The organism is Caldifermentibacillus hisashii (assembly GCF_039654145.1).
Lineage (GTDB): Bacteria > Bacillota > Bacilli > Bacillales > Caldibacillaceae > Caldifermentibacillus > Caldifermentibacillus hisashii.
Map to the genome: position 1 here is coordinate 3,340,514 of NZ_CP155467.1, position 11,859 is coordinate 3,352,372.

An 11,859-nucleotide genomic window follows, 5' to 3' on the forward strand; every position below is an offset into this window, starting at 1 on the left:
ATTATATACTAAAACTTGTCCAATGTTTTTGCCCAAAATTACTATACTTCCAGAAAATAATTCGGCAAGAGGAGAAACACAAATTGTTATCTCCTCTTGCCGCGATTTTGGTCTTTTCCATTCCCAGCCTTTTAAATTAATCCAAAACTTCCACCCAACCTCTTTTAATTGCCTCGACGACTGCCTGCGTACGATCATTACAGTTCATTTTTTGTAAAATATTACTTACATGGTTTTTAACGGTTTTTTCACTAATATATAATGCTTCACCAATTTTTCTATTACTCTTTCCTTCTGCCAGCAGTTGAAGTACCTCACATTCACGGCGTGTCAACAAATGATACGGACGTCGAATATTTGCCTTATACCCTGAATTTTTTTTCGCTGCATTTTCTGCAAGTCTACGAAACTCTTTCACCAAGTTATGAGTTACTTTTGGATGGATATAAGATCCTCCCTCTGCTACCACTTTTACTGCCTCTATTAAGGCATCCACGTCCATTTCCTTAAGTAGATACCCGCTCGCACCGGTTTTCAACGCATGTGTCACATAATTCTCATCATCATGAATCGATAATATGATAACTTTTGTTTCCGGAAAACTTTCAACTAAATGCTTCGTCGCCTCAACTCCATTCACGTGAGGCATGTTAATATCCATAATTACTACATCCGGATGATACTTTTCTACAAGTGCGACAGCCAGATTTCCATCTTCGCCTTCCCCGACAACTTCAAAGGATTTCTCGAATTCCAGTATTTTTTTTATTCCTTCCCGATAGAGTTGATGATCATCTATAATCAATATTTTTGTCTTTTTCAAAATGATTATCCTCCCTTGCCATTGTGTAACCAGTCTTTTTTAGCTAATGGAAAAGTAAAAATTTCCCAATTTCTACTTTCCTAACGCATAAGTGTATAAGGAAAGCTTCGCAGGAATACCTCGCAACCGAAAAAATTTTATATTTTTTCGGTGTACTAGAGAGACTTCGGTAGCTTTACCTCTCAAGCGAAAATGTTTTTTCGCTGAACTGCGGCTCTGCCGTCGCCTGATGGCTTGGCGCAGTCGCCGAGTTTTCTTTAAATGATCTCTTAAAAATGTTGGAAGAAACGATGCTTAGTATTCTACAAAACGTTTACATGTAGTTCAAAGGTAGTATTTGCATTGATAGATTTCAACTGTTAAAAAAGAATGGGATGGAATAAGCAATATCTGTTATATTCGATATTCAACTAACATCTACCTGCTTGTGTATAAAATTAGAAAATACACTTTTTTGACAAAAAATGACAAAAGCTCATGCGATGAGAGCGCCACTGAAAAACAATTCGAATAAGTTCACTTATATAGATATAGTAGTATAAATCACAAAAATACATCTAAATATGCTGTTTAGCAAGTAATCTTATAATTATTTATCGCTTTTTTAATGGCCTCTGCAACGGGCCTATTTTTGTCCCACAATTATACTAAAGTGTCCATACATCAATTAATATTCTCCGTTTTTCGAACTAATTATTATTTTACAAAATAAACCATTTAATAACTAGGTCCATATTACTTATTTTAATGGAATTTTAATTATAACTTTAGTCCCATTTCCATTACTCGATTGGATTGAAATACTACCGTCGAGTAATTCTACTCTTTCTTTCATCCCTCTTAGTCCAAAAGAGCCTTCTTTTTTTAACGTTGGATCAAAACCAATGCCGTCATCTTTTATTACAGCAATAATGTTGTTTTTATTAATTTCAAGCTTTACTTGAATTTCCTTTGCCTGCGCATGTTTTAGTGCGTTTTGAACAGACTCTTGAATCAAACGAAACAGCGCGACTTCCATTTTTGAATCGATCCGTTCATCATCTCCAATATACGTGAATGGAATCTGAATTTTTGCCATTTTATTATACTCCTCTACGGTTTGTAGGTATTTTTTCAGCGTTGGCACCAAGCCTAAATCATCCAATGCCATCGGACGCAGGTCATAAATTATATGGCGGACTTCATAAAGGGCGTCGCGAACGGTTTCCTTTAATTTTTTAATTTCCGCTAAGGCTTCATCAATTCCACGTTCATAATAAATTTTTTCGATTAAGTCGGAACGCATCATGACATTGGCCAAACTTTGAGCCGGACCATCGTGAATTTCTCGGGACAAATGCTTCCTTTCCTCTTCTTGAACTTCCATGATTTTTAGACCAAATTCCTGTTTTTCATGGGCATCTTTGATAAACTCTGTCATACTTTTTAAATCGCCGGTTAAATAATTAATTACTACATTCACTTGAGAGACAAGTTTATCCGCCCGCTCAATCGTCTCTTTAATTCCGATAACCCGCCGTTCCAGTTCATCCCGCCGTTCTCTAAGCTGCTGCTCCATTTGCCTGGACATCGTTAACTTCAGTTGTAAATTATGTGCATATTCATAGACGACACGAACCTCGTGCTCCGAATATGTTTTGAAATGCTGACTGACCTCTGATAATCTTTTTCTTGCCTGACGAGTTTCTTTTTCCAATTGTTCTTCTTCTTCAATCAATTCGCTAATCAATTGTTTTGTTTTCTCTAATTCTGCAATAATAAATTCATAATCCTCTCGACTTTTTTCACCAATTTTATAGATTTCTCTTTTACTCTCATCAACGGTGTCTATCATTTTATTCAGAATTGCATCTAATGATTTTGTATCAAAATATTTCGCTGACATAGTTTCACTCCAATAAAGCAAAATTTTTAGTGAAAACCCAATGCACCAAAATAACTATACATTTATCTATTTACCATCATACCACTATTCCTAAGATAGGTTATATAGTTTACAAATGCTGAATTATTCAGTATACTATATACATTTTTACATAAAAGATTAGCGGTTTTCAACCAGAGTGATTCATAGTAATTGCGACACTGCTTTACCTTTTATATAATAGAACATATGTATGGCAAGAAGCGAAAATGATTACTTAAAGCAGAAGGGAGATTTCACTTGAGAACAGACTATTTGACAGTAAAAGGTTATGGTTCCAACGAAATTGTCATCCAAAAATCACGGTTTATCTCCTACATAAATCGGGCAGAAACGATCGATGCAGCCCAAAGTTTTATTCAAAAAATAAAAAAACAAAATTGGGATGCAACCCACAATTGTTCTGCCTATCTTATCGGCGAACATGATGAAATTCAAAAGGCGAACGATGACGGTGAACCAAGTGGTACAGCCGGTGTTCCGATGCTTGACGTGTTAAAAAAACGGAATGTAAAAGATACGGTTGTTGTCGTAACAAGATATTTTGGCGGAATAAAACTAGGTGCCGGCGGTCTTATTCGTGCTTATTCGAAAGCCACATCAGAAGGGTTAAACGCAACCGGAATCGTTGAGCGGAAATTGACGCGTATCATGCACACGATCGTTGATTATACTTGGCTGGGTAAGCTGGAAAATGATTTGCGATCATCTGTTTACACGATTAAAGAGATCCATTATTTTGATAAAGTCGAATTGGAAACATATGTTGATTTTGGACAAGAAGATCAGTTTAAGGAATGGATGATTGAACATACGAATGGTCAAGCAAATATTGTTGAAGGCGAAACCATATACTTAGAAAAATTAATTGAGGAATAAAACGAATGGCAAAATAATATAACAGTCTTCTCTTTCACATATATTCCAGTAAATATATGCGACACGTAACGGCATATTGTATAATGAAAGAAAGAAAATTTTTAGCGATTTCTCCATAAGGTGGGATTTTTGATGAAACGATTCCTGAAAATATTGATCGGTCTTTTGTTTACAACAGGATTCATTTTGATCGGATATGCCTTATATCACATTTGGGACGGAAACTATCAAGTTGAAAAAAGAATCGTAGAAGCCAAAAAAATCGTCGAACAAAACAATAATGATTCACAAATCGACCCTTCCTCTCTCTCTTATCAAAAAGGGGAAACAATCGGTATATTAAAAATCCCAAAACTAAAAAAAGAGCTGCCAATTATTGAAGGGACGGATGAAGAAGAATTAGAAAAAGGGGTCGGTCATTATACAGGAACCGCCTATCCATTGCAAAACGACCAAATCGTCCTTTCCGGTCACCGGGATACCGTGTTTCGTAATTTTGGGGAATTGGAAACAGGTGATACGTTTATCGTCGAACTTGAATATGGAAAATTTAAATACGAAATCTATGAAATGGATATCGTTCCGGCAGACGATACAACGGTGATTCGTTCGACGGCCCCGGATGAAATCTTAACGGTAACCACCTGCTATCCCTTTCACTACATCGGCAATGCGCCGGAGCGAGCCATTTTTTATGCCAAACCGGTTTCAAAAGGAAAAGAGTGACGCTTCTCTTTCAAAACCATAGTTAGCTTACAGACTGCCGCTTGGAAGCATGATATACCGGTTGCGCTAGATATGCTGATACTGGTGTGAAATCTGCCATACCTTATTGTGCCAATCGTTCATTAAAACAAAAAGTATTGAGAATGTAGTTATATCAAAATTCCACCATAAAATGGGCACCATAAAGTTAAAATAAACTTTATGGAAGCCCGGATTTTTTAAAAAAACTTAGTAGACTACATTCCTACATTTTGGACTAAAAAATAAATACATTGAATCAGAACAGAACGTATTTACCGTTGGATACCACCCTATTTTTCGTTCTTTTGGACTATATATGACGATAAAAAAAATAATTAGCGATCCCTACTATATATTGTGTTAAATTTGCCATTATGAACACTGTATCTAGTTTTTATTCATAATAACAATAATTTTTAAAAGGTTTCCAAAAAGAAATAGTTCATTCTTACTATATACAAATAGTATATTACGAATAAAATTAAAATAGTGGCTACCATCAATAGGAAATTTTTGAAGACTTTGTATCATACTAATTTCACTCTTTACCATGGTCGACATAAATTTAAAATATGAATATTTTATTGTAAAATATGCATTTTTTGGTATAATAAATACTAGAAAGTAATTATTCAAAAATTTCTTAACCTATTTATTAAAATAAGCTTACCCACTATTCATATTTGCTAGAATTTGAGTGGATAGCTCTAGAAATTTGGTATACATGATTAAAGGCAAAACCATTGAAAAATGGTGACGCAAAGCTTAAGGGACTAACGTGTGAAAGGAACTAGACCAAGTAACACTATGTTTGCCAGCTGCCTATGTATACTCCTTCAAAAAATTCGGAGGGGTGCCTGATTTGTATACAAAACCAGTCAATTGGTTAACGATTGGAGATGTCTTAGCTGAAGATATCATTATTGATCATGAAGTTATTTTTACTGCCGGTACTGTGATAACACTAAATAAAATTTTAAAATTACAGTCTCTGGAAATAGCGTATGTAAAAGTTTCATCTACTCCATTTGCAACAGCAAATTATCAAAAGCAGACAATTATTTTTTCGGATTTAATTGCACAAGACTTTTATAACTTTTTGATAAAAAACAATAAAAACCAACGTTATTCAATCTTATTAAAGGACAATGAAGATTTCCAATTTGTAACCAATCATGCTTTACTGAATATGAACGAAAGCGTCGTCAACTTATTATCTGCATTAAAATCCTGGGATAATTGTTCTTATAAACATGTGCTTGATGTGTTTGTGATCGCTGCGCAATGGATGCGTTATCTGGGTATGACGGTAAGTGCTGATGATTGCTATGGCCTGCTTTTGCATGATATTGGCAAAATCAAAGTTCCACGTTCAATTCTGATAAAAAATCAAAGTTTAACCAATGAAGAATATGAATATATTAAAATGCACACAGAAAATGGGGATTGTATACTCAAAAGCCTTAATTTTCCTAACATTGTTTGCGATATGGCAAAATTTCACCATGTTCGATTTAATGGAACAGGTTACCCGAAAACATACCCTGAGGTTCTCGATATCAGAATAAAAATGTTAATGATCGTTGACGTGTTTTCAGCACTAACCTTAGATCGTCCGTACCGAAAAGCTTATAGTTTTGAGGATGGTCTGGATATTCTGAAAATGGAAGCGGATGGCTTTGATAAAGACCTTTTGCAGCAATTTATCAATTTTATCAAATATAAAATGGAAAAAATTCCGCAAAGGTGATTATTTATAAAAGAAACCTCATTTTTGACATATTTTTCATTCTTTGATACGGATTGGGAACACTAATAAAGGAAAGTTCAATCAGTGGGGGAATCCCCACTGATTATTTTAGGAATTCAGCTTAAAGTGCACAAGGAATGCTACGAAGCACGGGAAGGCTTCGAAAGCATGGGCTCCACAGTTGAAAAAGCAATGGCTTTATCAACGAATACATCGCAGCCGAATTATTTCGGTAAACAACTACGGCTCTGCCTTCTCCTAAAGCTCGGACGCCCGAGTTTCTTTATTTTTTTCTTCAATTTTTATCTAAATTTATCAAATTTCGTTTGATTTTGTTAACTTTTACTGTATGATTTTTATAGTTATGATTTTAAAAAATGTAAAACGAAATCAACAACTACGTTCATGGAGGGAATCAATTGAAAAGGGTCAAGGAAAAAAAGAAAAAGAGAAGATGGTTACGGTATACCATGATTATTCTTGGGGTATTACTCATCGGAATTTGCGGATATCTTTATTCTATTTATCATTCATTAACCAATGCGGTAGATAGTATGCACCAGCCGATTAGAGAAACATCTGAAAAGAGGCAAGAAACCGTTACATTGGAGAAAAAAGATCCGTTTTCCGTTCTTTTGCTCGGTGTGGATCAACGGAAAAATGATCGTGGTCGTTCAGATACTATGATTGTCATGACGGTTAATCCAAAAACGGAATCAATTGAAATGGTAAGTATACCAAGGGATACCCGTACAGAAATTGTCGGGAGAGGGACGATGGATAAAATCAATCATGCCTATGCTTTTGGCGGTGTGGAAATGTCAATCGATACAGTAGAACACTTTCTAGATATACCGATTGATTATTTTATCCAAATTAATATGGAAGGTTTTCAAGAAATCGTTGATGCAGTTGGTGGTATAACCATTGAAAATGATTTTGATTTTACATATGAAGGCGTTCATTTTCCAAAAGGAACGATCACATTAAACGGAGAGAAAGCATTAAAATATTCCCGGATGCGCTATGATGACCCTAAAGGTGACTTTGGTCGACAATTACGGCAACGGAAAATTATCGAAGCCGTTATTCGGGAAGGAGCGAGCTTAAAGTCATTAACAAATTATGGCGATATATTTTCAGCGCTTGGGAATAATGTAAAAACAAATTTAACCTTTGATGAAATGGTCGATATCCAGGCCAACTACCGGCAAGCAGCTAATAAAATTAAACAACAGCAAATTAACGGTACAGGAACGAAAATAGATGGAATTTATTATTATCAGGTTCCTGAAGAAGAACGCCAAGCCATTTCAAACCTGCTCAAAAATCAGCTTGAAATTGCAAGTTAATCAGAAGGGACTGTCTAAAAAGTCAACATAATGACTTAGGACAGCCCCTTGGACTTTAAAATAGCTGACGAGAATAGGTTACTTCTACAAAATTGAGAGTTTCCCACCTCAAATAAACTTGAAATAGCGCTAGAAAACTGAAAAATGATCCGGACAGTTCCTACCTATACACATGCTTCAGCAATTTGCAGATACAATGTTCCTTCACATTAACGTTTAAGCTCTCATCCATTTCCAAATTTCCCCTGGTGTAGCGTTTTTCCCATACAATAAAATCCCAACTTTAAAAATTTTCCCTGCCAATTTCATAAATAACCATACACTCATGATTAAAATGGCCAGCGATACAGAGATTTCGACCCAAGACCATTGATCCAACATAACTAACCGAAACAACAAAATCACCGGCGAAGTAAATGGTACATAAGATAACACTTGTGCCAAAATACTTGTCGGATCGCTTGCTACCGGTCCGATAAAGAAAAACGAAACAAACGGGATCATAATGACTAAACCTTGGAAATTGCCGGCTGTCGATATATCAGACATCGTTGCACCAATTCCGACAAAAATTGCTGCAAACAATAAATAACCAAGTACAGCAATTAGAAGGAAAAGTAGCAATTCCGGAACAAATAAATATTCGAACAATGGCAAGTCATTCATTGCCCACAAAATGAAAGGAATGCCGAATGCGATAAAGACTGCCACTTGCACAAAGCCTAACACAAAGTATCCGACAATCTTCCCTTGCATCAGCTCCCCCGGTGTAACCGAGGATAAAATGATTTCAGCAATTTTATCCTTCTTCTCTTGTGAAGCACTTTGGAAAATCATCATCCCGGTAAAAATAATCGATAATAAAATAACACCTGCAAAGACTCCCGGTACGATTCGCTGCATCAACTGTTCCTGATCCATTGCTTGTTCTTTTTCTGAGTTTTCACCCAATTCGTCAACCGATAAGGCTTGAATCGTAATTGGCGTAGAAACAGCCGCTAATTGATCCTCTGTCAACCCAAGATTTTGCATCTGAACTAATTTAACCGCTTCTGTAAAAATTTGTACTTGACTTGATATACTTTCCGGGAAATCTTCACTTGTATAAAACGGTAAAGTTCCTTCATTAAAAGCACGATTATCAATAAAAAAATAAGCTGTGTTTTCCGCATTCTTCAACTTTTTCTCTACATCGGCTTCTTGAATATTTGTTCTTTCCAACTCAAATGGAAGCTTGTACTGTTCCACCGTGGCTTCTAAATTTGCAAACGTATTTAACTCATCATGGACATAAATTTTTGCAGTCTCATTATCGGACGTATCGCCTCCCATTAAATTCCCAAGAAAACCAAATACGACCATTAATATTGGTGTTAAAAACAGACCGATAACGAAAGATTTATTTTTCAAATTCCGCTTGACTTCCCATTTGGCTACCTTCATCGTATTACGCATGTTCGTCACCTTCTCCCATTTGCTCGTTCGCTAACAATAAGTTTTTGTTCGTTGCTACATCAATAAAAATCTCATGTAAAGAAATCCGGTCCATAACTAATTCATTAATGACCATATCATCTGGCAGTTTTTTCAACCATTTTGCCGGTGTAATATCTTTATGTAAATATAAGACGGTCGAGTCTTCCTTAGATTCAATTCTTTGCACATCAGGAATTTGCTCTATTTTTTCTAAATCGTTTTTACCACGAATGGTACATTTAAAATTGGCATATTTCATTTTGACATCATCCAAAGTACCGTAAATAACTTTTTGACCTTGTTGAATCATAAATAAGCGGTCACACATTTCTTCCACGACATTCATTTGGTGTGAAGATAATAAAATTGCTGCCCCATTCCTTGCCAAATTACGGATTTCCTCTTTTAGTAATTCTTGGCTAAGCGGATCCAATCCGGAAAACGGTTCGTCAAGTATAAGCAATTCAGGTTCATGTAAAATGGATGAAATAAATTGAACTTTTTGTGCCATCCCTTTAGATAATTCTTCCATCTTTACATGTTCTTTTCCTTCAAGATCAAATTTTTTCAAATAGGTCAATGCCCGTTCTTTTGCCTTTTTCTGCGGATAATCTTTCAAATCGGCTAAATAAAGAAGAATGTCTATAACTTTCACATTTTTATAAAGACCTCTTTCTTCCGGTAAATAGCCGATTTTATTACGGGGAATTTCATTATAACCATGAAAGGTGATTTTTCCTTCATCCGGGTACATGATTCCCATAATATTACGGATCGTTGTTGACTTCCCGGCACCGTTTGGCCCAAGGATTGCCATAATTTCACCCTTTCGAACATCGAATGAAATATTGTGAAGTACTTTTTTATCTTTGAATGATTTTTCCAAGCCCTCCACAGATAACAATACGTCCATATAACTGCTCCTCTCCTGAAAGTGATTTAGTACAATATCTTAAAGTCAACCGGTCACTAGGCTATATATCCACAAATACGCCTCTCCTGAACGTGATTAAGTGCGAATGTTCAAGTGACAACATAAACTAAATTTAGAACTGCTTATTCAAAAAAATTTTATCAAACAAGTACAAAACGACTGGAATCAAAATATTTTGACTATGTTTCTCCAATTTTGAATAAATTCAGATCCTTTTTTTCAGATAGTACTATTTAATAGTACGTATATTGAGCCGATTGGTTTCACTTATTTGGAAAATGGATGGAAGATGATTATGGCATGCAAGAAGTACTGTTTGGAGAAATTTTTGGAGTGAAATATATAAAAACTGCCAAACTATCAACATTTGGATAGTTTGGCAGGTGATTATCAGATATTAAGATTCTAACAATAATTTTTCCGGATCTTCAAGCATTTCTTTCACTTTGACTAGGAATGTAACAGCTTCTTTTCCGTCGACAATGCGGTGATCATAAGAAAGGGCGATATACATCATCGGCCGAATTTCAATTCTAGTATTATTATCTACCGCAACCGGACGATATTTAATTGAATGCATTCCTAAAATACCGACTTGTGGTGCATTTAAAATTGGTGTTGACAATAAAGAACCGAATGTACCACCGTTTGTAATTGTAAATGTACCGTCTTGCATGTCGGCGAGCGCCAGTTTTGATTCTCTTGCTTTTATCGCTAAGTCTGCAATTTCTTTTTCAATTTCGGCAAAGTTCTTCCGATCAGCATCTCTTACAACAGGAACGACTAAGCCGGAATCTGTAGATACGGCAATCCCTATATTGTAATATTTTTTCAAGATAAATTCGTTGTCATGGATTTCTGCATTTAAATAAGGTATTTGTTTTAATGCCGCTACGACTGCTTTTGTGAAGAACGACATAAAGCCAAGTTTCACATCATGTTGTTTTAAGAATTCATCTTTTCGTTTTTTCCTTAATTCCATAACTGCAGAAAGATCAACTTCATTAAACGTTGTTAAAATAGCTGCAGTGTTTTGCACATTTTTCAAGTTTTTCGCAATCGTTTGCCGTCTTCTCGACATTTTCACAACTTCAACGCGATCATCTTGTGGTACGAATACGGAAGCTGCCGGTTTCGATGTAGCTGCGGGTGCTACTGCTGCCGTTTTCGGTGCATTAGCAGCATTCAAGACATCTTGTTTGTTGACTCTTCCTAACGGATCAACAGTTGGAACTTGACTTAGGTCAATCCCTTTTTCACGTGCCAGTTTCCGAGCGGCTGGAGAAGCAATGATATTACTTGCAGCCGGCGATTTTGCCGTGCTTTGTACCGTTACTGGTTCCTGGGTTTTTTCTTGTGGAGCAGCAGTTTTCGCTGATTGTTCAGGTACACTTGGTGCCGCATCACTTTGAGCCGGTTCTACGGGTGCACTTGCCCCTTCATCAACAATTGCTATGGTATCACCAACATTCACCGTGTCGCCTTCTGCAAATAATGTCTCTTTCAATACTCCGTCATAATCAGAAATAATATCAACGTTTACTTTATCCGTCTCTAACTCTAGGATTGCTTCACCTTTTGATACTGTTTCCCCCGGTTTTTTTAGCCAGTTAGAAATCGTCCCTTCTGTAATCGATTCTGCTAATTCTGGAACTTTAACTTCTGCCATGTTTCGTACACTTCCCTTTTTGTTTTATGTCATTGGAATATCCGGCAGTGTCAGGCTTTTTAAATAGTCCTTACACAAAATCCGGATACCCCATTTCTCCCGTCTCCTGATTACCCCTAACAGTAAAACAATGGGGTTCAAAAATGAATTTGTTCATGTCCCTGTTTCATCCAAGGGTAACTCCCGCCGCGAAACAGTGGAGCACGAAAATGAATTAGTTATGTCCTGCTTATTTCAAGGATAACTCCCATCGAAAAACTGTGGAATTTTAAAATGTAACTTTCATTCGTATTCAATGAAAATAG

The 11,859-nt window shown here is 36.1% G+C and carries 9 protein-coding genes and 1 riboswitch; of the genes, 4 read left to right on the forward strand and 5 right to left on the reverse strand.

Annotated features, from left to right (window positions below; all coding sequences use genetic code 11):
- Window positions 1–136 precede the first annotated feature (136 nt).
- Together NSQ14_RS16195 and NSQ14_RS16200 are read right to left on the reverse strand one after the other, a co-directional pair.
- The gene (locus NSQ14_RS16195; protein ID WP_041845678.1) at window positions 137–823 is read right to left on the reverse strand and encodes a response regulator; all 687 of its coding nucleotides are present in this window, start codon (window positions 821–823) and stop codon (window positions 137–139) included.
- A 739-nt stretch (window positions 824–1,562) separates the two neighbouring features.
- On the reverse strand, window positions 1,563–2,708 hold the full coding sequence (locus NSQ14_RS16200; protein ID WP_034772649.1) for a sensor histidine kinase: 1,146 nt from the start codon (window positions 2,706–2,708) through the stop codon (window positions 1,563–1,565).
- 279 nt (window positions 2,709–2,987) lie between these two features.
- On the opposite strand from NSQ14_RS16200, the gene NSQ14_RS16205 reads away from it, so the two are divergent.
- The 4 genes from NSQ14_RS16205 to NSQ14_RS16220 all read left to right on the forward strand — a co-directional run bounded on the left by NSQ14_RS16205 (window position 2,988) and on the right by NSQ14_RS16220 (window position 7,475).
- On the forward strand, window positions 2,988–3,626 hold the full coding sequence (locus NSQ14_RS16205) for a YigZ family protein (protein WP_034772650.1): 639 nt from the start codon (window positions 2,988–2,990) through the stop codon (window positions 3,624–3,626).
- A 132-nt stretch (window positions 3,627–3,758) separates the two neighbouring features.
- Window positions 3,759–4,352 carry a class D sortase gene (locus NSQ14_RS16210; RefSeq protein ID WP_034772652.1) on the forward strand — a complete coding sequence of 198 codons (594 nt, stop codon included), beginning with the start codon at window positions 3,759–3,761 and terminating at the stop codon, window positions 4,350–4,352.
- Window positions 4,353–5,096: 744 nt separating this feature from the next.
- Window positions 5,097–5,199: riboswitch (cyclic di-GMP riboswitch) on the forward strand.
- 36 nt (window positions 5,200–5,235) lie between these two features.
- Entirely contained in the window at window positions 5,236–6,123 is an 888-nt protein-coding gene (locus NSQ14_RS16215) for an HD-GYP domain-containing protein (protein ID WP_034772654.1), read from the forward strand.
- 419 nt (window positions 6,124–6,542) lie between these two features.
- Complete coding sequence (locus tag NSQ14_RS16220; protein WP_041845683.1) at window positions 6,543–7,475, forward strand: LytR family transcriptional regulator; 933 nt, start codon at window positions 6,543–6,545, stop codon at window positions 7,473–7,475.
- A gap of 216 nt (window positions 7,476–7,691) precedes the next feature.
- Here NSQ14_RS16220 and NSQ14_RS16225 read toward each other — a convergent pair whose 3' ends face one another.
- From NSQ14_RS16225 to odhB, 3 genes are all read right to left on the reverse strand, one after another.
- Window positions 7,692–8,930, reverse strand: coding sequence for an ABC transporter permease (locus NSQ14_RS16225; protein ID WP_346207729.1), 1,239 nt, complete (start codon window positions 8,928–8,930; stop codon window positions 7,692–7,694).
- Window positions 8,923–9,864 (reverse strand): ABC transporter ATP-binding protein, encoded by a 942-nt coding sequence (locus NSQ14_RS16230; protein ID WP_034772660.1) that lies wholly within the window; start codon window positions 9,862–9,864, stop codon window positions 8,923–8,925. Before NSQ14_RS16230 ends, NSQ14_RS16225 begins: the two co-directional genes overlap by 8 nt.
- Before the next feature lie 418 nt (window positions 9,865–10,282).
- Window positions 10,283–11,554 carry a 2-oxoglutarate dehydrogenase complex dihydrolipoyllysine-residue succinyltransferase gene (gene odhB / locus NSQ14_RS16235; protein WP_095141932.1) on the reverse strand — a complete coding sequence of 424 codons (1,272 nt, stop codon included), beginning with the start codon at window positions 11,552–11,554 and terminating at the stop codon, window positions 10,283–10,285.
- Window positions 11,555–11,859 lie beyond the last annotated feature (305 nt).